Origin of the sequence: Dactylosporangium cerinum, assembly GCF_042653625.1 — a bacterium.
Taxonomy (GTDB): domain Bacteria; phylum Actinomycetota; class Actinomycetes; order Mycobacteriales; family Micromonosporaceae; genus Dactylosporangium; species Dactylosporangium cerinum.
This window is the reverse complement of the sequence record NZ_JBHSIU010000013.1, coordinates 34972-59851: the sequence shown is the minus strand read 5'-3', so window position 1 is coordinate 59851 and position 24880 is coordinate 34972. Positions and strand designations below refer to the sequence as shown.

At 73.0% G+C, this 24880-nt stretch carries 17 protein-coding genes; 10 read left to right on the top strand and 7 right to left on the bottom strand.

Features of this window, described 5'->3' with window-relative positions:
• Positions 1–2: 2 nt before the first annotated feature.
• Together grpE and dnaK are read right to left on the bottom strand one after the other, a co-directional pair.
• Positions 3–779, bottom strand: coding sequence for a nucleotide exchange factor GrpE (gene grpE / locus ACFPIJ_RS12420; RefSeq protein WP_380114891.1), 777 nt, complete (start codon positions 777–779; stop codon positions 3–5).
• Positions 776–2650, bottom strand: coding sequence for a molecular chaperone DnaK (gene dnaK / locus ACFPIJ_RS12415; protein WP_380114890.1), 1875 nt, complete (start codon positions 2648–2650; stop codon positions 776–778). Before dnaK ends, grpE begins: the two co-directional genes overlap by 4 nt.
• 237 nt (positions 2651–2887) lie before the next feature.
• On the opposite strand from dnaK, the gene ACFPIJ_RS12410 reads away from it, so the two are divergent.
• From ACFPIJ_RS12410 to ACFPIJ_RS12370, 9 genes are all read left to right on the top strand, one after another.
• The gene (locus ACFPIJ_RS12410) at positions 2888–4711 is read left to right on the top strand and encodes a dynamin family protein (protein WP_380114889.1); all 1824 of its coding nucleotides are present in this window, start codon (positions 2888–2890) and stop codon (positions 4709–4711) included.
• A 15-nt stretch (positions 4712–4726) separates the two neighbouring features.
• A complete protein-coding gene (locus ACFPIJ_RS12405; RefSeq protein WP_380114888.1) occupies positions 4727–6385 on the top strand; it encodes a GTPase in 1659 nt (552 codons plus the stop codon).
• A 12-nt stretch (positions 6386–6397) separates the two neighbouring features.
• Entirely contained in the window at positions 6398–7264 is an 867-nt protein-coding gene (locus tag ACFPIJ_RS12400; protein WP_380114887.1) for a fructosamine kinase family protein, read from the top strand.
• A 31-nt stretch (positions 7265–7295) separates the two neighbouring features.
• Complete coding sequence (gene moaA / locus ACFPIJ_RS12395; RefSeq protein WP_380114886.1) at positions 7296–8327, top strand: GTP 3',8-cyclase MoaA; 1032 nt, start codon at positions 7296–7298, stop codon at positions 8325–8327.
• Complete coding sequence (locus ACFPIJ_RS12390; protein WP_203848228.1) at positions 8324–8569, top strand: MoaD/ThiS family protein; 246 nt, start codon at positions 8324–8326, stop codon at positions 8567–8569. Before moaA ends, ACFPIJ_RS12390 begins: the two co-directional genes overlap by 4 nt.
• A 4-nt stretch (positions 8570–8573) precedes the next feature.
• Positions 8574–9941 carry a metallophosphoesterase gene (locus ACFPIJ_RS12385; RefSeq protein WP_380114885.1) on the top strand — a complete coding sequence of 456 codons (1368 nt, stop codon included), beginning with the start codon at positions 8574–8576 and terminating at the stop codon, positions 9939–9941.
• A 36-nt stretch (positions 9942–9977) separates the two neighbouring features.
• The gene (locus tag ACFPIJ_RS12380; RefSeq protein WP_380114884.1) at positions 9978–13214 is read left to right on the top strand and encodes a UvrD-helicase domain-containing protein; all 3237 of its coding nucleotides are present in this window, start codon (positions 9978–9980) and stop codon (positions 13212–13214) included.
• Between the two features lie 108 nt (positions 13215–13322).
• The gene (locus ACFPIJ_RS12375; protein WP_380114883.1) at positions 13323–14093 is read left to right on the top strand and encodes an LppU/SCO3897 family protein; all 771 of its coding nucleotides are present in this window, start codon (positions 13323–13325) and stop codon (positions 14091–14093) included.
• Positions 14094–14372: 279 nt separating this feature from the next.
• Positions 14373–15581: an ATP-binding protein gene (locus ACFPIJ_RS12370; protein WP_380114882.1), complete on the top strand. Its 1209-nt coding sequence runs from the start codon at positions 14373–14375 to the stop codon at positions 15579–15581.
• Between the two features lie 208 nt (positions 15582–15789).
• On the opposite strand, the gene ACFPIJ_RS12365 is transcribed toward ACFPIJ_RS12370, so the two are convergent.
• The 5 genes from ACFPIJ_RS12365 to ACFPIJ_RS12345 form a co-directional block, all read right to left on the bottom strand.
• Positions 15790–16977 carry a VWA domain-containing protein gene (locus ACFPIJ_RS12365; RefSeq protein WP_380114881.1) on the bottom strand — a complete coding sequence of 396 codons (1188 nt, stop codon included), beginning with the start codon at positions 16975–16977 and terminating at the stop codon, positions 15790–15792.
• The gene (locus tag ACFPIJ_RS12360) at positions 16970–19741 is read right to left on the bottom strand and encodes a DUF5682 family protein (RefSeq protein ID WP_380114880.1); all 2772 of its coding nucleotides are present in this window, start codon (positions 19739–19741) and stop codon (positions 16970–16972) included. Before ACFPIJ_RS12360 ends, ACFPIJ_RS12365 begins: the two co-directional genes overlap by 8 nt.
• The gene (locus ACFPIJ_RS12355; RefSeq protein WP_380114879.1) at positions 19734–20831 is read right to left on the bottom strand and encodes an ATP-binding protein; all 1098 of its coding nucleotides are present in this window, start codon (positions 20829–20831) and stop codon (positions 19734–19736) included. The genes ACFPIJ_RS12360 and ACFPIJ_RS12355 overlap by 8 nt, the downstream gene beginning before the upstream one ends.
• Positions 20828–22348 carry a DUF5691 domain-containing protein gene (locus ACFPIJ_RS12350; RefSeq protein WP_380114877.1) on the bottom strand — a complete coding sequence of 507 codons (1521 nt, stop codon included), beginning with the start codon at positions 22346–22348 and terminating at the stop codon, positions 20828–20830. The genes ACFPIJ_RS12355 and ACFPIJ_RS12350 overlap by 4 nt, the downstream gene beginning before the upstream one ends.
• A 529-nt stretch (positions 22349–22877) precedes the next feature.
• Positions 22878–24227, bottom strand: a complete 1350-nt coding sequence (locus ACFPIJ_RS12345; protein WP_380114876.1) for an SWIM zinc finger family protein — start codon at positions 24225–24227, stop codon at positions 22878–22880.
• A gap of 54 nt (positions 24228–24281) precedes the next feature.
• On the opposite strand from ACFPIJ_RS12345, the gene ACFPIJ_RS12340 reads away from it, so the two are divergent.
• Positions 24282–24878, top strand: coding sequence for a DoxX family protein (locus ACFPIJ_RS12340; protein ID WP_380114875.1), 597 nt, complete (start codon positions 24282–24284; stop codon positions 24876–24878).
• Positions 24879–24880: the final 2 nt, after the last annotated feature.

Here is a 24880-nt window from a genome sequence, read left to right as displayed (position 1 = left end):
TCTTACTCCGGGTCGGCAACGGCGACCAGGGCCGGTCGCAGCAGCCGCTCGCCGAGGAGATAGCCGCGCCGCATCACGTCGATGCAGGTCGGCTCGGTCACCTCGGCCGAGGTCAGGTGGGCCACCGCCTCGTGGCGGGTCGGGTCGAACGGGTCGCCCTTCGACCCGAACACGGTCAGCCCGAACTTCGTCAGCGCCGCGGTCAACTGCTCCGCCACCGCGCCGAACGGTCCGACCAGGTCGCCGTGCTCCCGGGCCCGGTCCAGGTCGTCGAGCACGGGCAGCAGGGCGCCGAGCACGTTGCCCGAGGCCTGCTCGACCACCAGCGCCCGGTCGCGGTCGACCCGCTTGCGGTAGTTGGCGTATTCGGCGGTGACCCGCTGCAGGTCCCGGGTGCGCTCGTCCAGATCGGTGCGCAGCGCAGCCAGCTCGGCGCCGAGGCCGTGCTGGTGCGCGTCGTCGGTGGTGCCCTGAGCGGCGGCCTCGCCCGGTGCCCCGGACGGGGGCGCGTGGACCGTGAACGCCTCGTCCACGATCTCGCCCTCGACCGGCGTCTCGTCGGCCTCCTCCGCCGGCGACTCAGCCGTCGCCTCGTCCTTTTCGGCTACGGTCTCGGTCTCCTCGACCTCCACGCCGGCCTCCTCCGCGGTGTGTCCGGCGTCAGGTGCGCCCTCGTGCGAGCCTTCCGGCTTGCCGTTGGCCGACACCTTCCGCTTGTCCTTGATCACAACGCGCTCCGCCGGCCCTTCCGGGCCGGCGGCGCGGGCTTCGTCGGTCACTTCTTGTTGTCCTCGTCGATGATCTCGGCGTCGACAACGTCATCCGGGCCGTTGCCCTGGGCGCCGGCCTGCGTGCCGGCCGAGTCGCCGCCACCGAACCCGGCACCGGGGGCCTCGCCGCCGGCGCTCTGCTGACGCTGCTGCTCGTAGAGCGCACTGCCGGCCGCCTGCGAGACCTGGGCCAGCTTCTCGTGCGCCGACTTGATCCGCTCGGTGTCGTTGCCACCCAGCGCGCTGCGCAGGTCGCCCAGCGCCTCGTTCATCTGGTCCTTGGCGTCGGCCGGGATCTTGTCGCCGCTCTCGGCGAGGAACTTCTCGGTCTGCCACTGCAGGGCCTCGGCCAGGTTGCGGGTCTCGGCCTCCTCGCGGCGACGCTTGTCGTCGTCGGCGTGGTCCTGCGCGTCGCGCATCATCCGCTCGATGTCGTCCTTCGGCAGCGCCGAGCCGCCGGTGATCGTCATCGACTGCTCCTTGCCCGTGCCGAGGTCCTTGGCGGACACGTGCACGATGCCGTTGGCGTCGATGTCGAAGGTGACCTCGATCTGCGGCACGCCACGCGGCGCCGGCGGCAGGCCGGTCAGCTCGAAGGTGCCGAGGCGCTTGTTGTAGGCCGCCATCTCCCGCTCACCCTGGAAGACCTGGATGAGCACCGACGGCTGGTTGTCGTCGGCGGTGGTGTAGACCTCGGAGCGCTTGGTCGGGATGGTCGTGTTGCGCTCGACCAGCTTGTGCATGATGCCGCCCTTGGTCTCGATGCCCAGCGACAGCGGGGTGACATCGAGCAGCAGGACGTCCTTGACCTCGCCCTTGAGGACGCCGGCCTGCAGGGCGGCGCCGACGGCGACGACCTCGTCCGGGTTGACGCCCTTGTTGGGGTCCTTGCCGGTGAGCTGCTTGACCAGCTCGGTCACGGCGGGCATACGGGTCGAGCCACCGACGAGGATGACGTGGTCGAGCGCGCCGACCTTGATGCCGGCGTCCTTGATCGCGCTCTCGAACGGCACCTTGGTGCGGTCGAGCAGGTCCTGCGTCATCCGCTGGAACTCGGCGCGCGACAGCTGGGTGTCCAGGTGCAGCGGGCCGTCGGGGCCGGCGGTGATGTAGGGCAGGTTGATCGAGGTGGTGGTCGCCGCCGACAGCTCGATCTTGGCCTTCTCGGAGGCCTCACGCAGCCGCTGCATCGCCATCTTGTCGGCGGACAGGTCGATGCCGTGCTGGCCACGGAAGGTCTTGACCAGGTGGTCGATGACCCGCTCGTCCCAGTCGTCGCCACCGAGGTGGTTGTCGCCGGAGGTCGACTTGACCTCCACGACGCCCTCGGCGAGCTCCAGGACCGACACGTCGAACGTGCCGCCACCGAGGTCGAAGACCAGGACGGTCTGCTCCTTCGGGCCCTTGTCCAGGCCGTAGGCCAGGGCGGCCGCGGTGGGCTCGTTGACGATGCGCAGCACGTTGAACCCGGCGATCTCGCCGGCCTCCTTCGTGGCGGTGCGCTGCGAGTCGTTGAAGTATGCCGGCACGGTGATGACCGCGTCGGTGATCTGCTCGCCGAGGTAGGCCTCGGCGTCGCGCTTGAGCTTCATGAGCACCCGCGCGGAGATCTCCTGCGGGGTGTATTTCTTGCTGTCGATGTCGATGGCCCAGTTGGTGCCCATCTCACGCTTGACGGAGCGGATGGTCCGGTCCGGGTTGGTGACGGCCTGCCGCTTCGCGACCTCGCCGACCAACACCTCGCCGTTACGGGCGAACGCGACGATGGACGGCGTCGTGCGCGCACCTTCGGCGTTGGCGATGACGCTGGGCTCGCCGCCCTCAAGGACACTGACCACCGAGTTGGTGGTTCCGAGGTCGATGCCGACCGCACGTGCCATAGCTGCTTGACCTCCAGGAGGCAGCCGGTGCGAACGCTCCGGCTGCGAAGTTGAGTGACTGTCACTCAATAGTGCCACGCAACGCTCGATCGTCAAGTCGAACCTTGAGTGAGTCCGGCGCAACTTGTCACACCCGCAGGGTCGCTGTGGGAGGTCCTGGGTGAGATTGCGCTGGGTGACATCGATGCTTACGGGCATTGCATGGCGCTGGACAGCGACATCGTGCACGCTTTACCCGTGACCACACAGGGCGAGTCGGTGTCCGCCCGGTCGACGGCCGCCAGCCCTTCGGCGGATGACCCGTCCACCGGTCGGCCCCCACGCGCCCGGGAGCCGGAGCGGTCCCCCGTCGCCGATCTCGTCCAGGCCCTCGTCGATCTCCGCGACCTCGGCAAGGCGACCCGGTATGCCCTGCCGCTGCCCAGCGCCGAGCGGGCCACCGCGGTCGCCGCAGCCATGGTCGGCCAGCTCGACGACTATCTGCTGCCCAGGCTCGACCGGCTCGACGCACCACTGCTGGTCGTCGTCGGCGGCTCGACCGGCGCGGGCAAGTCGACACTGGTCAACAGCCTGATCCGCACGCCGGTCAGCCCGGCGGGCGTGCTGCGCCCCACCACCCGGGCGCCGGTCCTGGTCTGCCACCCCACCGACATGTCCTGGTTCACCAAGGCCAACGTGCTGCCCTCGCTGACCCGCACCAGCGGCGCGAGCAGCGACGCCCGGACCCTGCAGGTGGTGTCCGCCCCGGCGCTCAGCGCCGGGCTCGCCCTGCTCGACGCGCCCGACATCGACTCCGTCGTGGACGCCAACCGGCAACTCGCCTCGCAACTGCTCGCCGCCGCCGACCTGTGGCTCTTCGTCACGACCGCCGCCCGTTACGCCGACGCCGTCCCCTGGGGAATGCTGCGCACCGCCCGCAACCGGGGCACCGCCATCGCACTGGTGCTCGACCGGGTGCCCGGCGGAGGCGCGGCCGACGAGATCGGCCCGCACCTCACGTCGATGCTGCAGGAGCAGGACCTCGGCGGGGTGCCATTGTTCATCCTCCCCGAGGCCCGCCTCGACAGTCAGGGCCTGCTCAGCGAGGCGCAGGTCGCGCCGCTGCGGGACTGGTTCGGCAAGCTGGCCCGCTCCGCGGAGGCCCGCGCCGCCGTGGTCCGCCAGACCGTCGGCGGCGCCGTCGACGCACTCACCATGGACGTGGGCGTGCTGGCCTCGGCCGCCGAGGACCAGGTCACCGCCGGCAAGGCGCTCGACGACGCGGTCCGCGGGTCGTATCGGGCCGCGACCTCGTCGGTGGAGCAGGGCATCCACGACGGCGCGCTGCTGCGGGGCGAGGTGCTCGCCCGCTGGCAGGAGCTCGTCGGCACCGGCGACATCATGCGCGCGCTGCAGGCCCGCGTCGGGCGGGCCCGCGACCGGGTCGTCGCGGCGCTGACCGGCCGCCCGGCGCCCGGCGAGCGGTTCCAGGAGGCGATCGGCTCCGGGCTGGCGATCCTGCTCAAGGGCGCCGCGACCGACGCCGCCGAGCGGGCCGGCGTCGCCTGGAAGGCCCATCCGGCGGGGGCCGCCCTGCTGGACGCCGCGCCCAACCTGACCCGGCCCTCCGACGACCTGGACGATCGGATCGCCCGGCTCACCCGCGACTGGCAGCGCTCGGTCCTCGACCTGGTGCGCTCCGAGGCCGGCGACAAGCGGGTGCTCGCCCGGGCCAGCGCCTATGCGGTCAACGCGACCGGCCTGCTGGTGATGGTCTCGGTCTTCACGGCCACCGCGTTCATCCCGACCGGCCTGGAGATCGTGGTCGCCGGCGGCACCACCGTCACCGCGCAGAAGGTGCTCGAGGCGATCTTCGGTGACCAGGCGGTCCGGTCCCTCGCCGAGCGGGCCAGGCAGGATCTGCTGGAGCGGGTCGGCGCCCTGTTCGACGAGGAGGCCGGCCGCTACCGCAGCGCGCTGGCCGGCGCCGGGATCGACGACGACTTCGCCGGGCGGCTGCGGGCCGCCAGCACCGCGGTGCAGCTGGCCCGCGCCGATGTCCGGCTGGGCTCCAATGAGTGACTCGACGGTGGCGACATGAGCCTGGTGGACAAGATCAAGCAGGCGATCCCGCGGCAGGGTGGCGCGGTCGACGCCGACCGCCTCGCCGACCGGGTCGACGGGCTGCGCCGCTTCGTGCAGGCGACCGAGGACCACGTGCCGGACGCCCAGCTGGTCACCGCCCGCACGGTGATCGACCGGGCCGGGGAGCGGCTCGCCCTGTCGCGGGCGCACACCGTCGTCGCGCTGGCCGGCGCCACCGGCAGCGGCAAGTCCAGCCTGTTCAACGCGTTGTGCCGCTTCCAGCTGTCCCGGGTCGGGGTGCGCCGCCCGACGACCGGCGTCGCGCACGCCTGCGTCTGGGGGCCGCACGGCGCCGGTCCGCTGCTCGACTGGCTCGGTGTGCCGCCCAACCGGCGCTTCACCAGGGAGAGCGCGCTCGACGGCAACGACGAGGCCGGCCTGCGCGGGCTGGTCCTGCTCGACCTGCCCGACTTCGACTCGATCGAGGCCCGCCACCGGCTCGAGGTCGACCGGCTGCTGCGTCTCGTCGACCTGGTGGTGTGGGTCCTCGATCCGCAGAAGTACGCCGACCGCGTCGTGCACCAGCAGTATCTCTCGCAGTTCCAGCGGCACCGGGACGTGACCGTCGTGGTGCTCAACCAGGCCGACCGGCTCAACCGGACCGACAGCGAGCGGCTCGTCGCCGACCTGCGCCGGCTGCTGGAGGCCGACGGGCTGGGCGGGGTCCCGGCGTTTGCGACCTCCGCGAAGGGCCAGCCGGGCCTCGACCTGCTGCGCGCCACGCTGGAGCGCACCGTCGAGCGGCGCCAGGCCGCGCTGCAGCGGCTGGCCGGTGACGTGAGCGGCGCGGTCGGCGACCTCGAGCCGCTGGTGGCCGCCGAGGCCCGCGGCGAGAAGATCCAGCCGGCCGCCGTCCACCGGCTCGCCGACTCCCTTGCCGTCGCGGCCGGGGTGCCGATCGTCGTCACCGCGACCGAGCGGACCTACCGGCACCGGGCGACCGGCGTCCTCGGCTGGCCCGTCGCGCGCTGGGCCCGCAAACTCCGGCCGGATCCGTTGCGCCGGCTGCATCTTGATCAGCCTGCTGGCAGTACACCTGCCGCATCGTCGTTGCCGGAATCGACGGTTGCCCAGAAGGCCGCGGTCACCCTGGCGTCGCGTGAGGTCGCCGAGCAGGCCGGTGCGGGGCTGCCGGAGCCGTGGCCCGCAGCGGTCACCGCGGCGTCCCGGGCCCGCCTGGACGACGTGCCCGACGCGCTCGACGTCGCGGTCGCGTCGGCCGACCTCGGCATGGACCGCAAACCGTTCTGGTGGCGGCTGGTCGGCGGCCTGCAGTGGCTCGGCGCCGCCGCCGCCCTGGTCGGGCTGCTGTGGCTGGGGGTGCGGGCGGTGTCCGCGTTCCTGGGCCTGCCGGACGTCGACACCCCGCAGGTCGGGCGGCTGCCGCTGCCGACCGCGCTGCTCGCCGGCGGGCTGCTGTTCGGGGTGCTGCTGTCGATCGTCGTCCGCCCGATCGTGGGGCTGGCCGCCCGCCGGGCCAGGGCACGCGCCGAGCGCCGGCTGCGGGCCGCGATCGCTGAGGTGGCGGACGTCCACATCGTCGCGCCCATGCGAGGGGTGCTGCGCTCGTACGATGACGCGCGTGACGCGCTGCGAACCGCCGCCCGCTGAGTGGGCGCGCTGATGGACCTGCAGTACCTGAAGGAGCATCCCGCGCAGCTGCCGGTGTTCATCAAGCACCAGCGGATCCGGGAGACCCCGGTGCCGGGCGGGTCGATCTGCACCGCCCAGCGGCTCACCCTCGACGACGGCAGCTCGATCTTCTGCAAGTCCCTCGCGGACCCGCCGGTGGGGTTCTTCGCCGCCGAGGCGGCCGGGCTGCGCTGGCTGCGGGAGTCCGGCGCGGTGCCGGTGCCGGACGTCATCGCCGAGCTGCCGGAGCTGCTCGCCCTCGAGTGGATCGAGCACGGCGAGGCCACCCCGGAGGGCGCCGAACGGCTCGGTCGGCGGCTGGCCGCCCTGCATCGGGCGGGCGCGCCGTCGTTCGGGGCGCCCTGGACCGGGTTCATCGGCACCGCGGCGCTGCCCAACGACGCCTCGGACGGTCCCTGGGCGCCCTGGTTCGCCGAGCGGCGGCTGCTGCCGTTCCTGCGCATCTCGATCGACAACGGCGCCCTGACCGGCGCGGACGTCGCCGGCGTCGAGCGCGTGATCGCCGGCATCGAGGGCTACGGCGGCGCCGAACCTCCCTGCCGCATCCATGGCGACCTGTGGCCGGGCAACGTGCTGTGGGACCGCGCCGGCGACGGCTGGCTCGTCGACCCGGCCGCCCACGGCGGGCACCGCGAGACCGACCTGGCGCTGCTCGGCCTGTGGGGCGGCGCCCCGCACTACGATCGGTTCCTGGCCGCCTACGGTGAGGCGTGGCCGCTCGCGGACGGCTGGCGGGACCGCGTGCCGCTGCACCGGCTCTACCTTCTGCTGGTGCACACGGCGCTGTTCGGAGCCGCATACCGGGAGTCGGTCCGCTCCACGCTTCGGGCCCTCTGAACTGTCATACCGCTGGGGTACCGTTTCGGGCATGACGCTTTCGGAGCCGCCCGGTGCCGGTCTTGCCGACCGACACGGCCGCGTGGCGACCGACCTGCGGGTGTCCCTGACCGACCGGTGCAACCTGCGCTGCACGTATTGCATGCCCGCCGAGGGGCTCGACTGGCTGCCGAGCCCGACGCTGCTCACCGACGACGAGGTCGTGCGGCTGATCGCGGTCGCGGTCACCCAGCTCGGCGTGACCGAGGTCCGCTTCACCGGTGGCGAGCCGCTGCTGCGCCGGGGACTGCCCGGGATCGTGCAGGCCGTCGCCGCGCTGGAGCCGCGCCCGAGCACCATGCTGACGACCAACGGTGTCGGCCTGGCCCGGCTCGCCGGGCCGCTCGCCGAGGCGGGGCTGGACCGGGTCAACGTCTCGCTGGACACCGTCGACCCGGCCAGGTTCCAGGCGTTGACCCGCCGCGACCGGCACGCCGACGTGCTGGCCGGGCTCGCCGCGTCCGCCGCGGCCGGACTGGTGCCGGTGAAGATGAATGCGGTGCTGCTGCGCGGGGTCAACGACGACGAGGCGGTGCCGCTGCTGCGGTTCGCCCTCGAGCACGGATATGAGCTGCGGTTCATCGAGCAGATGCCGCTCGACGCCGGCCACACCTGGCGGCGCGAGGAGATGGTGACCGGCGAGGAGATCCTCGGCCGGTTGCGGGAGGCGTTCGACCTGCGGCCGGATCCGGCGCTGCGCGGCGGCGCGCCCGCCGAGACCTGGCTGGTCGAGGGGCATTCCAGCGTCGGCGGCGGGCCCGCCCGGGTGGGTGTGATCGCGAGCGTGTCGCAGCCGTTCTGCGGCGCCTGCGACCGCACCCGGCTGACCGCCGACGGATCGGTGCGCTCGTGCCTGTTCAGCCAGGAGGAGACCGACCTGCGCGGTGCGCTGCGGGCCGGGGCCACCGACGGTGAGCTGGCCGACCTCTGGCGCAAGGCGATGTGGGCGAAGCCGGCCGGGCACGGCATCGACGACCCGAAGTTCCTGCAGCCTGCCCGTCCCATGTCGGCGATCGGGGGATGACCGCGGTGCTGCTCGTGCGCTACTTCGCCGGGGCCCGCGCGGCCGCCGGCGTGCCCGAGGAGAAGATCGAGGCGGCGACGCTCGGTGAGCTCGAGGCCGCCCTGACGGCCGGGCGGCCGAAGCTCGCCTCGGTGCTCACGGCCTGTTCGTTCCTCGTCGACGGCACGTCCTGGCGCGACCGCGACGCGGCGCTGCCGGCGACGGCGACGATCGACGTCCTTCCACCATTTGCGGGCGGCTGAGCACGTGTCCACTGCGCTTTTCCTGATCGTCGCGCTGCTCGTGGTGCTGCTCGTCGTGGGCGGAATCCACTGGTATCTGTGGAAACGGCTCGTCAAGGACGTGGTGACCACGCGGCGCGGCCGCCGGGTCGGCGCCCTGGTCGTGGTGCTGCTCGGGGTGCTGATCCCGGTGACGCTGGTCGGTTCGCGGGTGCTGCCGCTGCACGCGCAGCCGGTGCTGGCGTGGCCGGGGTTCCTGTGGCTGGCCCTGATGTTCTACCTGCTGGTGACACTGGCGCTGCTGGAGCTGCCCCGACTGGCGCTGCGCGGCTGGACCCGGCGGGCGGTGCCGCAGCCTGTGGATAACTCTGTGGACAGCGGTGCGCTGCCTGTGGACACAGGGACCCGACCTGTGCAGGAGGCTGTGGACGAGACCGCCGGCCCTGTGGACAACCGGGCGGCCGGCGCGGCCGATCCTGTGGACGGCGCGGTGGCTGTGGACGGCGGGAGCACCGTCTCGGCGGCGCGGTCCTCGTCGGAGCCGCCCCCGGCCGCGGTGGAGGGCCGGTTCGATCCGTCCCGCCGGCTGCTGCTCGGGCGTTCCCTCGCCGCGACGGCCGGGGCGCTGTCCGTGGCGGCCGTCGGCATCGGCACGTGGCAGGCGAAGAGCGCGCCGGTGCTGAAGCGGGTGCCGATCCGGCTGGCGAAGCTCCCCGCGAGCATGGCCGGCTTCAAGATCGCCCTGGTGTCCGACATCCACCTCGGGCCGCTGCTCGGCAGGTCACACACCGAGCGGATCGTCCGGATGATCAATTCGGTCGACGCGGACCTGGTGGCGATCGTCGGCGACCTGGTCGACGGCTCGGTCGCCGAGCTCGGCCCGGCCGCCGAGCCGTTGCAGGACCTGAAGGCGCGGCACGGCAGCTTCTTCGTCACCGGCAACCACGAGTATTTCTCCGGCTATCAGGAGTGGGTCGACGAGGTGAACTCGCTCGGTGTCCGGGTCCTGCGCAACGAGCGCGTCGACATCCAGGGCCTGGACCTTGCCGGCGTCAACGACGTCACCGGCGAGGACGTCGGCGACGGACCCGACTTCGCCAAGGCGCTCGACGGCCGGGACGCGTCGCGGCCGGTCGTGCTGCTGGCCCACCAGCCGGTGCAGGCGCACGACGCGGCGAAGCACGGTGTCGACCTGCAGCTGTCCGGGCACACCCACGGCGGTCAGATGGTGCCGTTCAACCTGCTGGTCGGCCTGGAGGCGCCGGTGGTGGCCGGTCTGGGCACGGTCGACGGCACCCAGGTCTACGTGACCCGGGGCGCCGGTTTCTGGGGCCCGCCGGTGCGATTCGGGGCACCGCCGGACATCTCGATCGTTGAGCTGCGCGGCGCGTAGCGGGCGACGGCCGGTGGGCGTGTGACAGGATGCGGCGTGCCTTCGAACGTTGCCGACCACTCGTTCGTCGCTGATCTGCACATCCACTCGAAGTATTCCCGGGCGTGCAGTCGCGACCTCAGCATCGAGACGCTCACCTGGTGGGCCCGGCGCAAGGGCATCACGCTCCTCGGCACCGGCGACTTCACCCACCCGGCCTGGCACGACCACCTGCGTGAGGCGCTCGTCCCGGCCGAGCCGGGCCTGTTCCGCCTGCACCCGGACCGCGAGGCGGACATCCTGCGCCGCCTGCCCGGCCGGCTGTCCGACGGCGCCGAGGGTTCGCCGGTCCGGTTCATGCTGTCGGTGGAGATCTCGACGATCTACAAGCGCGACGACCGGACCCGCAAGGTGCACCACCTGATCTACCAGCCGGACTTCGAGGCGGCCGCCCGGTTCAACACCGCGCTGGGGCGGATCGGCAACCTCGGCTCCGACGGCCGGCCGATCCTCGGTCTCGACTCGCGCGATCTGCTCGAGATCACGCTGGCGGCCAGCCCCGACGGGTTCCTGGTCCCGGCGCACATCTGGACGCCGTGGTTCTCCGCGCTGGGCTCCAAGTCGGGCTTCGACGCGATCGCCGACTGCTACGCCGACCTGGCCGAGCACATCTTCGCGGTCGAGACGGGCCTGTCGTCCGACCCGGCGATGAACTGGCGGGTGTCGTCGCTGGACCGCTACCGGCTGGTCTCCAACTCCGACGCACACTCCCCGCCGGCCCTGGCCCGCGAGGCGACCCTGCTGACCAGCGAGCTGGACTACTTCAAGGTCCGCGACGCGCTGCGCACCGGTGACGGGCTCGCCGGCACGATCGAGTTCTTCCCCGAGGAGGGCAAGTATCACGGCGACGGGCACCGCGCCTGCGACGTGAACTGGCTCCCCGCGCAGACCCGCGACGCCGAGGGCCTGTGCCCGGTCTGCGGCAAGGCGCTCACCGTCGGGGTGCTGCACCGGGTCGAGGAGCTCGCCGACCGCCCCGACGGCTACGTGCCGCCCGGCGCGCCCCAGGTCACCCACCTGATCCAGCTGCACGAGATCCTCGGCGAGATCCACGGCGTCGGCGCGAAGTCCAAGACCGTCGACGCGGCGCTGACCTCGCTGGTCGCCGAGCTGGGCTCGGAGCTGGCGATCCTGCGCGAGGTCCCGGTCGAGGAGATCACCCGCGCCGGTGGCGAGCTGCTCGGCGAGGGCATCGCCCGGTTGCGCCGGGGCGAGGTGCACCGCACGCCCGGCTACGACGGGGAATACGGGATCATCAAGCTTTTCGCACCGGAGGAGCTGCGCTCCCGCGGGGTGCAGGAGGACGTGCTGTTCGACGTACCGATGCCGCAGTTGCCGAAACAGCGCAAGGCGGAGTCGGTGCCCAAGCCCGCCGCGAAACGCCGGCGTCCCGCGCCGGCCGCGTCGCCCGAGCCGCCCCCGCCGATCTCCGCACCCGCGTCGCCGCATGAGCCGCTCGAGCCGATGCTGGCGGGGATGGAGGAGGTCGGCACGGGCCTGCTCGACCGGCTCGACGCGTTGCAGCGGGTGGCGGCGTCCGCGCCCGGCGGCCCGCTGCTGATCGTGGCCGGCCCCGGCACCGGCAAGACCCGCACGCTCACCCACCGCATCGCATACCTGTGTGCCGAGCTGGACGTGTATCCGGAGGAGTGCCTGGCGATCACGTTCACCCGGCGGGCCGCGGAGGAGCTGCGGGAGCGGCTGGAGGGCCTGCTCGGGCCGGTGACCGAGGCGGTGACGGTGTCGACGTTCCACGCGCTGGGGCTGTCGATCCTGCGGGAGAACGCCGCCGCGGTCGGGCTGACCCCGAAGTTCCGCATCGCGGAGGAGGCCGACCTGCTGGCGGCCCTGGATCCGCTGTCGGAGCGCGAGGCCCGGCGGGCGCTCGCCGCGATGGAGCCGTCGACCGTCGAGGCCCTGGCCAAGGCGTTGCGGGCACGGGACATGGTGTCGCTGGACGAGCTGCTGACGCTCAGCGTGCAGCTGCTCACCGAGTCGCCGGCACTGGTCGACCGCTACCGGGACCGCTGGCAGTGGATCTTCGTCGACGAATACCAGGACGTCGACCCGGTGCAGTATGACCTGCTGCGCCTGCTGTGCCCACCGGGCGGCAACCTCTGCGCGATCGGCGACCCCGACCAGGCGATCTACTCGTTCCGCGGCGCCGAGGTCTCGTTCTTCCTGCGCTTCGCCGCCGACTTCTCGACGCCGGACATCGACGCCCGGGTCGTGCGGCTCACCCGCAACTACCGCTCGTCGGCGCCGATCCTGGCCGCGGCCGTGCAGGCCATCGCGCCGACGACCCTGGTGCCGGGGCGGCGCCTCGACCCGGCCCGGCTGGACCTGGAAGCGCCGATGGTCGGGCTGTATCCGGCCATGTCCGTCGCCGACGAGGCCGACTTCGTGGTCCGCACCGTCGACGAGCTGGTCGGAGGTTTGTCGCACCGTTCGCACGACAACCGGGTCGACTCCCGGGTGGCGGTCGGGGCCATGTCGTTCTCCGACATCGCGGTGCTGTACCGCACGGATTCGCAGTCGGCACCGATCGTCGACGCGCTGTCCCGGGCGGGCGTGCCGGTGCAGAAGCGCTCGCACGACCGGCTGCTGGACCGGCCCGGCGTCGCCGCAATCGCGCGTGAGCTGCGCTTCGCGACCGGTCTCGGCGGGTCGATCGCGGCCCGGGTGCGGCTGGCCGGCCAGGTCGTCGCGGGGCGTTGCGGCCAGCTCGACAGCGACGTGATCGGGCTGACCGAGGCCGACGTGTGGACCGCGGTCGAGCTGATGACGCCGCCGGCGTTGCGGGCGGGCAGCGACCTGGACGAGTTCCTGGGCGCCCTCGCGACCGGCGCCGAGGTCGACGGCTGGGACCCGCGCGCGGACCGGGTGACGCTGCTGACTCTGCACGCGTCGAAGGGGCTCGAGTTTCCGGTCGTGTTCCTGGTCGGTTGCGAGGACGGGCTGCTGCCGCTGCGGATGCCCGGCTCGCAGGGCCGGCCCGGTTCGCAGGGCCGCTCCGAGGACGACATCGCGGAGGAACGCCGGTTGTTCTTCGTCGGGCTGACCCGCGCGCAGGACCGGCTCTTCCTTTCGCACAGCCGGACCCGCTTCCGGCACGGATCGGAGCGCGACATGGCACCGACGCCGTTCCTGTCGTCCATCGACCCCGGACTGTTGGAGCGACGCGGCCCTGCGGCCCCCCGCAAGCCCAAGGATCGACAGCTCCGCCTTATCTGAACCCCGACCTGTCGTGAATCCGTGAGGTGGAAGTGTCGGGGGGTGGCGCTACCGTGGCAGCATCGACGCAACTAGGCTGCCTGGAGCTTCGCGGAGCAGGAGGATCATATGTCGGGTTACGGACCGCCGGGCCCGTATCAGGGCCAACCGCAGGACCCCTGGCAGGGCGGCCAGCAGGACCCCTATGGCCAGCCGGACCCGTATGGTCCGCCGCCGGGGCAGTACGGACCGCCTGACCCCTATGGTCAGCAGCCGGATCCTTACGGCCAGCCACCGCAGTGGGGTCAGCAGCCGCAGTCGGGTGGCCCCTATGGGGGCAACTACCCGCAGACCGGCACCTATCAGCAGCCCGCCTATGGCCAGCCACCCGGACCCGCACAGGGCGGCACCCAGCAGTGGGGCGGCCCGCCGGTCGCGCCGCCCCGCCGCAGGGGTGCCGGCGGCACGGTGGCGCTGGTCGTCATCCTGGTGCTGCTATTGTGCGGCGCCGGTGGCTTCGGCATCTGGTATGTCACGAAGGACAACAAGTCGTCCCCCACGACGACCTCACCGACGACGAAGTCCAGCGGCGCCGCCTCCGCCAAGCCCTCCGGGAGTGCCGCGCCGAGCGGTGCCGGCTCGTCGGCGCCCGGTGGCGTGCAGGCCGGCGACGCCAAGACGGTGAAGGTCGGCGAGTGCCTGGTCAACCAGGGCACCGCGCAGGCGCCCAAGATGGTGAAGACGACCTGTGCACCGGCGACGTTCGAGGTGCTCAAGCGCATCCCGAACACGACGGACAAGTCCAAGTGCAACGGCGTGACCGGCTACACGCACGACTACTTCTACGACAGCACCCTCGACAGCGAGGACTTCGTGCTGTGCCTCAAGCTGAGGAGCTAGCCGCTCCCGACGCGCATTCGTGGGCCACGGTGGGGTACCCCGCCGTGGCCCACGTTCGTTAGCACGGTAGGTTGACTCGAACGTTTGTTTGACCCCCCTTGCGCGGCGCCCCCGAGGGCGTGTAGTACATTAGTTCGAGCGCGGCGGACAGGTGTTCGATGGCCTGATCTATGCCTATCTTGCGTGTGCCCTAGACTTTGCTAGATAAGGCACGACACGCCACAAGGGCTCTCTATGCGGTTCTAGCGTTCTGGCTAGAGACGCCGATACTCTGCGATCGTGGATCCTGTTCGGAACCCGTATGCGCCCGGCGCCGGGCAGCGGCCCCCTGAGCTGGCCGGCCGCGACCGTGAGCTGCAGGCCTTCGAGGTCGTCCTCGAGCGCGTCGCCCGCGGGCGGCCCGAGCGCTCACTGATGCTCACCGGCCTGCGTGGCGTGGGCAAGACCGTGCTGCTCAACACGCTGCGCTCGCAGGCGATCTCGCGACTGTGGGGCACCGGCAAGATCGAGGCGCGGCCCGACCAGTCGCTGCGCCGGCCGTTGTCGGCGGCGCTGCACATGGCCATCCGCGAGCTCGCCCCGCACCACCGGGCGCCCGACCGGATCGACGAGTTCCTCGGGGTGCTGAAGGCGTTCGCGGTCCGGGAAGACCCCAACAAGCCGCCGGCGAAGCTCCGGGACCGGTGGCAGCCCGGGATCGACGTCCCGGCGACCACCGGCCGCGCCGACTCCGGCGACATCGAGATCGACCTCGTCGAGCTGTTCACCGACGCGGCCAGCGTCGCCACCGACGTCGGCACCGGCGTGGCGATCTTCATCGACGAGATGCAGGACCTGTCGGCCGACGACATCTCGGCGATGTGCGCGGCGTGCCACGAGCTGTCGCAGACGGGTGCGCCGCTCATCGTGGTCGGCGCCGGCCTGCCGCACCTCCCGGCGCTGCTCACCGCGTCGAAGTCCTACTCCGAGCGGCTCTTCCGCTACCAGCGCATCGACCGGCTCGACCGGATCGCGGCCGACCTCGCACTCACCGCGCCCGCCCTGCGGGAAGAGGTCGAGTACGAGGCCAAGGCGCTCGACGCGCTCTACGAGGCTTCGGGCGGCTACCCGTACTTCGTGCAGGCCTACGGCAAGGCGACCTGGGACCACGCACCGCACTCGCCCATCACGGCCGCGGACGTCCGGGTGGCGGCTCCCGAGGCCGAGGCGGAGCTGGCCGTCGGCTTCTTCGGCTCCCGCTACGAGCGGGCCACCCCGGCCGAACGCGAGTACATGCGCTCGATGGCAACCCTTCTGCCCGCCGTCGACGTGTCCGAGGCGGTGCCGACGGCGGAGATCGCCCGCTCGCTCGGCCGTCGCCCGGCGAGCCTGTCACCGGCCCGGGACGCCCTGATCAAGAAGGGCCTCATCTACTCGGGCGAGCGTGGGACGGTCGCCTTCACGGTGCCGCACTTCGCCCGCTACATCCGCTCGCAGCCGGCTGACTAGGTTTCTTGCGCTCGTCGGTCTTCGGCTCTCCCGCTCCCGCTCCCGCTCTCCCGCTCTCCGGGTCGTCGGCCTTCCTGCTCTCCTGGTTGTCGGCCTTCTCGCGTTTCGGCCCTCTCGCCCTCCGGGTCGTCGGCCCGCTCTCTCCGGCTCTCGCTCTCCCGGTCGGCAGCGCTTGGCTCTCGGTCGGCAGCGCTTTGATGCTGTCGAATTAGGCTTTGGCTCGTTCGATGACGCCTCGCAGGTCCCGGCGTTCGATGGCGGCGGCCATCAGGTCGGGGAAGACGTCGGGCGTGCAGGCGAACGCCGGCACCCCCAGCGCCGCGAGCGCCGCCGCGTTCTCGTGGTCGTAGTCCGGCGCACCCTCGTCCGACAGCGCCAGCAGCGTGATCACCTGCACGCCGGCGGAGGTCATCGCCGCCACCCGCCGGAGCATCTCCTCGCGCACGCCTCCCTCGTACAGGTCGCTGATCAGCACGAAGATCGTGTCGCGTGGGCGGGTGATGAGCTGCTGGCCGTATGCGATGGCGCGGTTGATGTCCGTCCCACCGCCGAGCTGGGTGCCGAACAGCACGTCGACCGGGTCCGCGAGCTGGTCGGTCAGGTCGACCACGGCGGTGTCGAACACCACGAGCGACGTCTTCAGCGACCGCATCGAGGCGAGCACCGCGGCGAACACCCCCGAGTACACGACGGACGCCGCCATCGAGCCGGACTGGTCGACGCACAGCACGACGTCGCGCTGCACCGATTGGGCCCGGCGGCCGTAGCCGATCAGCCGCTCGGGGACGATCGTGCGGTGCTCGGCCTGGTAGTGCTTGAGGTTCGCCCGGATGGTCCGGTTCCAGTCGATGTCGTGGTGGCGTGGCCGGTTGATCCGCGCGGCCCGGTTGAGCGCCCCGGCCAGCGCGGTCCTGGTCGGCTGCGCGATGCGCCGTTCCAACTCGGTGACGACCTTCGCGACGACCTTGCGCGCGGCCCGCTTGCTCTTGTCCGGCATGACCCGGTTGAGCGACAGCAGCGTCCCGACGAGATGTACGTCCGGCTCGACGGCGTCGAGCATCTCCGGCTCGAGCAGGAGCCGGGTCAGGTCGAGTCGCTCGATCGCGTCCGCCTGCATCACCTGGACGACCGTCGACGGGAAGTACTGCCGGATGTCACCGAGCCAGCGGGCGACCCGTGGCGCCGAGGCACCGAGCCCGGCACCGCGCTGGCTGCCGGTGCCCTCGCCGCTGTCGTACAGGGCGCCGAGGGCCGCATCGATCGACACGTCGGTGCCGGTGAGACTGTGGCCGGTGCCTTCACCGCCGGACGCCCCACCCAGCGCCAGCCGCCACCTCCGCAGCCGCTCGTCGTGCTGATCGTGCTGGCCGTCTTCGCCGTGTTCCTCGTCATGCATCGTGAAGCTCCTTGCCCAGTAGCCGTGCCACGACCGGGAGCAGCAACGCGCCGCGGTCCGGGTCGACCTGGTCGTCGTGCTCGCCGGCGCGGGGGCGGCCGCCGGAGCCCATGTGCGCGGCCCGTTCGCCGATCATGCGTCGTTGCGGCGCGGGGTACCCGCTGAACGTCCGCCGGAGCAGCGGCAGCACCTCGACGAACCCGTCCGCCGGGATGCCGGTCAACCAGGCGTCGACCAGCGCCAGCAGCCGCTCGTCGTGGACCAGCAGCAGCCCGTCGCCGGCAAGGAACCCTTCGATCCACGCGGCGGCCTTGGCAACCGGCACGCCGACGGTCAGCACCAGCGCCATCCTTGCGCCGATCTCGTCGGCATCCACGGTGCCCGCGTCGAGCAACAACCGGCTCATCCGCCCGGTGAGCAACCCGTGCAGGTCGTCACGGGTGGACAGGCCGCCGAGCAGCGCCTGCCACCGCTGGCTGGCGTCAACGTCGTCGATCAACGCCAGCGCGCCCTGCACCCCGTCGATCCGGTCGCGCATCACCGCCGACGCCGCGTCGTCGAGCCCGCCGACCGCTGCCGGCAGGCCGACACAGACCCGCGTGATCATGCCGTGCGTCACCGAGCGCAGCGCCGACAGGTCGGTGCCGCGCACGTCGCCGTACCGCAGCGTGCGGGCGAGCGCCGGCAACGCGTCCATCAGATGCGCGACGTCGGCGTCGAGCGCCATCCGCTCGTCGAGCGCGTCGAGCACGCCCGGCAACGCGTCCGGCAGGTCCGCCAGCAGACACCGCTCAACCAGTGCCGTCACGTCGGCAAGGGTCTCGGCCTCGGCGGCCTGCTCGGCGACCCGGGCGGTGGCCGCCTCCCGGACCGTGGTCCCGTACACGCCGGCCTCGACCAGATCGACCGCGAACTCCGGCTGCCACGCGATCTGCCACGACTCCCAGAAGGTGCCGCGCCCTTTCCGGTTGGCCAGCACCTGACCCCAGTCCACCCCCAGCAGCCGCAGCCGGTGCAGCAACTGGCTGCGCTGCAGGTCCAGGTCACGCCGCAGGTCCAGGTCGATCTCGCGGCTGCTCACCGCCGGCTGGAGCCGCAGCCGGCGTTGACTGCTGGCCACGTCCCGAGCGATCGGCACCCCGGGGGTCTGGTCGGGCACCCGCCCGAGCCGGTCACCGACCACCAGCCGCCGGTTGATCAGGCTGAGGCGCAGGTCGTCGCCGTCGCAGAGCACCGCGTGCGCCGCGTCGGTGACCTCGGCGAGCCCGGCGAGCGGCCGCCCGCGCATCGTCGCGAGCGCCTCGGCGAGCCGGGTCGCCTCGATGACGTGCGCGCTGGACACCGGCACGCCGTCCTTGCGCAGCACGCCCGCCGCCCGCACCAGCCACCGCGCCACCACGTGCTCGTCCACCGCCGTGAACAGGTGGTGGTACCAGCCGGGCGAGCGGACGCCGGCGCCGTACCCCTGCCAGGACGCCAGCCGCGCATGCGTCCAGGGCACCCACGTCATTGCGACCTTGACCTTCGGCAGCCCCTTCAGGACCGCGGCATCGGACGACGCACTGGGCAGCGGCGCGGTCAACGCCGGCACGTGCCACGCCCCGCACACGACGGCTACCCGGTCGAACTCCTTCATCGCCGCCCGGAGCGCCTGCCGCATGTGCGCCTCGCGCCGCTCCTCGTCGACCCGCTCGGCCTCGGGCGGTGCCGGCGCATGAGCCCTGACCACGGCCATCGCCTCAGCGATCGCCGCGAAGGGTGCGACCGCCGCCGCCAGCCGCTCCTCGTCGATGTCGGGCTCCTCGGCGAACAACGACCCCGGCCCACCCAGCCCTTCGGCGCCAACACCCCCGGCACCGCTCCCGCCCGCAGCCGCCCCGCCCGCACTGGCCCCGCCCACAGCGGTTCCCGCGCCCGCGGTTTCCCAACCAGCAGTGGTCCCGGCCGCAGTGGTCCGGCCTGTCGTGCCGTCCGAGGCAGCACTTCCGCGATCGGCCTCGTCCGCCGTAGGCCGGCCTGTCGTGCCGCCCGGGGCAGCACTTCCGGGGTCGGCCTTGTCCGCCGTGGGCCCGTCCGCGACGGGGCGTCCGGCACTGGTCCTGCCTGGCGCCTCGCCCGCATCGGTGTTTCCAGCGATACCACCAGCCGTGGCGGGCTCACTCAAGTCGCCGCCGGTGGCAGAGCTTCCCGCAGTGCCGCTGCCCGCGATGCTGTTGGCCGCAGGGCTCTGCGCGGTGCGGCCGAGGTCGTGGGGGACGGGGATCCCGGTGGTTCCAGGAAGCGTGGGCGTCCAGGCCGGCTGGGTCTCCCGCCGGTGCTCGACGACGTCCTCCCACCATCGCTCCGGATCGTCATACCCGGCCGCCTCGGCCAAGGCGCCGATCGGGTCGATGCGCACCGTGTCGTCGGCCGGAGTCGGGGCGGCCGGGGTGCCGGCGGCCAGCCGGACCGCTGCCGGCAGGTCGATGAAACGCACCGGGATCCCGCACGCGACCGCCCAGCGGATCGCCTGCCACTCGGGGGAGAACTCGGCGAACGGCCAGAACGACGCGCGGAGCTTCGGGTCGGGGTTGTCGGCTGGGTACGCCAGCAGCGCCACCGGAGCACGCATGTCCTCGTCGCCGGCGAACGGCACCAGCGGGTCGGCCTCAGGAGGGCCCTCGATGAGGATCACGTCGGGCTGGAACGCGGCGAGGGCACGGCGGACCGCCCTCGCCGACCCAGGTCCGTGGTGGCGCACCCCGAGCAGCAGCGGCTCACTCACCGCGACGGGCCGCCCGGTAGAAGTCGCGCCAGCCTTCTCGCTCTCTGATGACGGTTTCCAGGTACTCCTGCCAGACGACCTGATCGGAGACCGGGTCCTTGACGACCGCGCCGAGGATGCCGGCGGCGACGTCACCGGCGCGGAGCACCCCGTCGCCGAAGTGCGCGGCGAGCGCGAGGCCGTTGGTGACCACGGAGATCGCCTCGGCCGTCGACAGGGTGCCGCTCGGTGACTTCAGCTTGGTGCGCCCGTCCTCGGTGGCGCCGTTGCGCAGCTCGCGGAACACGGTCACGACCCGGCGGATCTCGTCGACCGCGGGCGGCAGCTCGGGCAGCTCGAGCGCCTTGCCGAGGGCGGCGACCCGGCGGGACACGATGTCGACCTCTTCCTCGACCCCGCCCGGCACGGGCAGGACGACGGTGTTGAACCGGCGGCGCAGTGCGGAGGAGAGCTCGTTGACGCCGCGGTCGCGGTCGTTGGCGGTGGCGATGACGTTGAACCCCTTGCGGGCCTGCACCTCCTCGCCGAGCTCGGGGACCGGCAGGGTCTTCTCCGACAGGATCGTGATCAGGCTGTCCTGCACGTCGGACGGCACACGGGTCAGCTCCTCGATCCGCGCGATCCTGCCGTCGGCCATGGCACGCAGCACCGGGCTGGGCACGAGCGCGGCCCGGCTGGGGCCGTCCGACAGCAGGCGGGCGTAGTTCCAGCCGTAGCGGATCGCCTCTTCGGGGGTGCCGGCGGTGCCCTGGACCAGCAGCGTCGAGTCGCCGCTGACCGCCGCCGCCAGGTGCTCGGACACCCAGGTCTTGGCGGTGCCGGGGACGCCGAGCAACAGCAGCGCCCGGTCGGTGGCGAGGGTCGCGACCGCCACCTCCATCAGCCGGCGCGAGCCGACGTACTTCGGGATGATCACGGTGCCGTCGGCTGCGGTCCCGCCGAGCAGGTACGTCACCACGGCCGCGGGGGACAGCAGCCACCCCGGCGGTCGCGGGCGGTCGTCGCCGGCGGCCAGTGCGGCCAGCTCGGCGGCGAACTCGTCCTCGGCGTGCCGCCGCTGGACTGCCTGCGCTTCGACTGTGCTGGTCACGCGAGCTCCTCGAGCATGTCTTGTCGGAACCGGAGGGTGTCGGCGAAACGGCCGACGATGGAGGACATCGGATCATCGGACGCCAGGCCGGCAGCGAACTTGACCGCCCGGTCCGCAGCGTCCGCGGGCAGTCGCAGCGCGGCCAGCTCGCACAGCCCGGCCAGCCGCCATCCCGCCGAACGACGGCCGCCGAGGTCGTCGAGCGCAGCGAACACCGCCTCGACGAGTGCCGGTGGCCACGGCCGCGGACATAGCTCCAGCACGTGTTCGACACCGACCGCGGCCGCGCCGGCGAGGCCGCGACGCAGGACCTCGACCGCGATCGCGGACAGCGCGTCGGACGGCAGCGCGTCATAGAGCGCCTCGAGCAGCAGCCGGTCGTCGGGCCGGCCTCCGGCCGCGACCTCCTCGGTCAGCTGGCCGGTCAGCGCGGTCGCCCATCGCGCGTCGCGCTGCCCTGCGGCGGCCCGGGCCAGCCCGCGGCGCAGGACCGCGGCCCACTCGTCGGTCACGGGCAGGCGCAGGAACGCGTCCGGCTCGCCCCACACCCGCAGCGGGGTCCGGGTGAGCAGCTCCTCCAGCCACCAGGCCCGCTCCCCGACGCCGACCGGCGGGCGCGGCGTGATCCCGTCGCGGCGCATCGCCTTGTCGCACGCGGCCGGTGGTGCGACCACGATCCGGCCGCCGCTGACCCGGACGCAGGCCGTCGAGCGCTCGGCCATCCGCCGTGCGTAGGCGCTGTCGGGCAGGAGCGCGAGCAGCTCGACCGCGGCCGCCCGCACCTCCTTGCGTTTGTCGTCGAGAGCCGTCTCCAGCACCGCCTCGTCGGCGCTGGACAGGCCGGTGACCAGGGCGCCGAGCAGCGCCGCCCGGTCGTCGGGTGTCTCGGTGGGCCAGGCGGTGCGCAGCAGGTCGCGGGCCGCGCCGGGATCCCGGCGCCGCAGCGCGGTCAAGAACCCCACCCGGCGCCCGATCGACCCCAGGTCCCACGCGCTGCCGTCGTCGGCGGGCCCGTCGATCGGCGCGGTGACGAGGTAGCCCCAGTCGGGTCGCTGGGCGGCCAGCCACTCGGCCCGCGGCCCGCCCACCGCGGCGATCAGGGTTCGCAGGATCCGGTGCCGCCGGCCGACCTCCAGCAGCGCGGGCAGCAGCTCGCCGGGCACCCGCCGCGGCCCGACCGCGCCCAGCCACTCCGCGAGCAGCTCCAGCCGGCCGTCGGCGTCGCGCACCGGGGTCGCGTTGCTGGAGCCGTAACCTGCGGCGTCCACCGCGAGCAGGTCCGCGGCACGGGCCGACGCCGGCCAGGGCACCAGCGGGATCCCGGAGTCGTCGGGTGCGGACTGCGGCACCGTGACACCGGAACGGGCGGCGACGCCGGCGCGTCGGTACATCGTCAAGGCGGCCGCGGCGTCGAGCAGCACCTCGGCGGGATCGCCGTCGCCTGCCGGGAGATGCCGTCGCTGCGTCCCGACCAGCGCCGTCGCCAGGACGTCGCTCCACTCCGGCAGCTCGCTCACGCCGTCACCTCCGCTGCGCTCCGACGCCGACCCGACCTCCGCCGGCGTCCATGGCCGCCGGCGAGCGTTGGGTGGCGATGTGCAAGGTCTGGCCCGCCACGCCGCGTCCTGCCGGCCGAACTCGAAGCCGGCGCCGACGAGGGGCCGTTGAGAAGCGGCGACCCGAGCAGCACACCGCGCCGCGGAACCACCGACCACCGCCGCCACAGCGCCCCGCCGACAACGGCCGGAGCCCGCCTGGATGACCGACAAGCGTCGGAGAGTGGCCACACGCGTTGCGGAACCACCGACCACCGGCTACCGCCACCGCAGCGCGACCACCGCCGACACATCACCCCGCCGACAACAGTCGAAGCCCGCCAGCCACCGAAGAGCAGCGACCCGAACACCACACCGCGCCGCGGAACCACCAACCACCGGACGCCGTCGCAGCGCGACCAGCGCCGGCGCCACGCGTCGCCACAGCACCCTGAACCGTTCGCGTCGCCATGCTCCAGCGCGAGCCGGCGGACATAACGCTCTGCACCGCTCACAGGCGCACCAGCCGCCCATCGGACCAGGCGCCGAGCGGCCGCAGCCCACCCGCGGACCACTCGCCGGTGACGGTCGTCGGGCGGCCGCCGGTGATGGCGAGCAGCCGCCAGGGATCCCCAGAAGCAGGGTCGAGCGGCAGGGCGGACCCGTCGGCGTCGACCAGGTGCCAGGTGCCGCCGGCGCGGGTGGGGCAGACCCCGTCGACGGTCATCGGCCAGTAGTCCAGCCACGGATCCTCGGCGAGGGCGGCGGCATGGGCCCGCAGGTTGGCCTCGATGCCCGTGGCGCCCGCGACGGCGTGCATCCGGGCCGGGGGCCCGTGCCGCTTCGCGATCAGGGCGCGGGCCGGCTGGCCGCCGGGATAGAGGCAGATGTCGGCGTCGATCTGGGTGCCGGGGAGCAGGTCGATCGGCAGGGACTGGCCGGCGACGGCGAACGACAGCACCAGCACGGGCTTCAAGGTCGAGGCGCCGCGCAGCCAGGCCCGGCGGACGGTGAGCTGGTCCTCGATCTCGTCCCGGACGCCGTGGACCTGCCAGCGGTCGCGCAGGACGGGCCCGGCAAGGACGGTCTCGGTGGCGATCGGCAGGCCGACCCGCATGCGCACGCTCGCGGCGAGGTCCTCGGGCAGGTCCGCCATGCGACGGTAGCCGCCGACGAGCAGGTGGAGCCGGGCCAGCTCGCCGAGCAGCCGCTCGGGAGAGCTGGTGACCGCGGAGGTGCGGCGCAGGATGCCGGCCGCGCCGGCCGCCTGGGCGTCGACGAGCCGGGCGGCCATCGTGTCCCAGTGCGCATAGCCACTCTTGGCGACGCTGGCCAGCCCGGCGCGGGCCTGGTCGGCGAGCCAGCGGTCGAGCTCGTCGAGCCCGGCGGAGATCCGGTCGGCCCGGCGGGCCTGCGCCTTCTCGCCGGGGGCGGCCCGGCCACCGCCGCCACCTCCACCGTCGGGTGCGGTGGCCGAGGTCGGTGCGGGTGCCGTGCGCCGGGCGGCCCGCGAGGACTGCCACTCCTGCACCCAGCCGGGTGCGGTGGCGTCGTTGACGCTCCCCGCCGACCAGCGCAGCAGCAGGGCCAGGGCGTGCTTGCACGGGAACTTGCGGCTCGGGCAGGTGCACTTGAACGCGGGCTCGGTGAGATCGACGGCGGTCTGGTAGGGCGTGCTGCCGCTGCCCTGGCAGAGGCCCCAGATCGTCGGCGGGACGTCGTCGGTGGCGCTGAGCCCGGACTCCAGCCAGGCGCGGTCGCCGGCCATGCCCCTGGCCGCCCGCTGTGCGGACGAGTCGGGTGCGAGTGCCATGACCTGGTCGGTGGTCCAGACCGTCGTCTCCGTCGAAGTTTCGGCCATGCTGCGAAGCGTAGTGAGGGGGTACGACATTCCGTGGTTGGGTATGAACCCGGCATGAGACCCGTGCGCACCGCGGCCCGCTCGATGCTTGCCGCGATCTTCGTTATTCAGGGCTGGGCCGCGTTCCGTGACCCCGCGAAACTCGCCGGGAAGGCCCGCCCGGTCACCGACCGGCTGGAGCCGAAGCTGAAGGCGGTGCATCCGAGCCTGCCGACCGACGCGGAGACGCTGGTGCGGGTCAACGGCGCGGCGCAGGTCGCCGGCGGGCTCCTGCTGGCGACCGGGCACGCGACGACCCCGGCGGCGCTGGTGCTGGCCGGTTCGCTGGTGCCGACGACCCTCGCGGGGCACGCGTTCTGGGAGATCGACGACCCGGCGCAGCGCAACCAGCAGCGGATCAACTTCCTGAAGAACCTCGGCCTGATCGGCGGCCTGCTGTTCGCGGCGCTGGACAACGAGGGCCGCCCGAGCCTCGCGTGGCGCAGCCGCAACACGGCCCGGGCCGCCCGCCGCGGCGCGGGACACACCGCCCGCACCGCCCGCCGGGAGGCCCAGCACGTGGTCCACACCGCTCAGCGGGAGGCCAGGCACGTCCTGCGTGACGCCAGGATCGCCAGGATTGCCGCCCAGGCAGGTCGCCGTCTGCCATGACG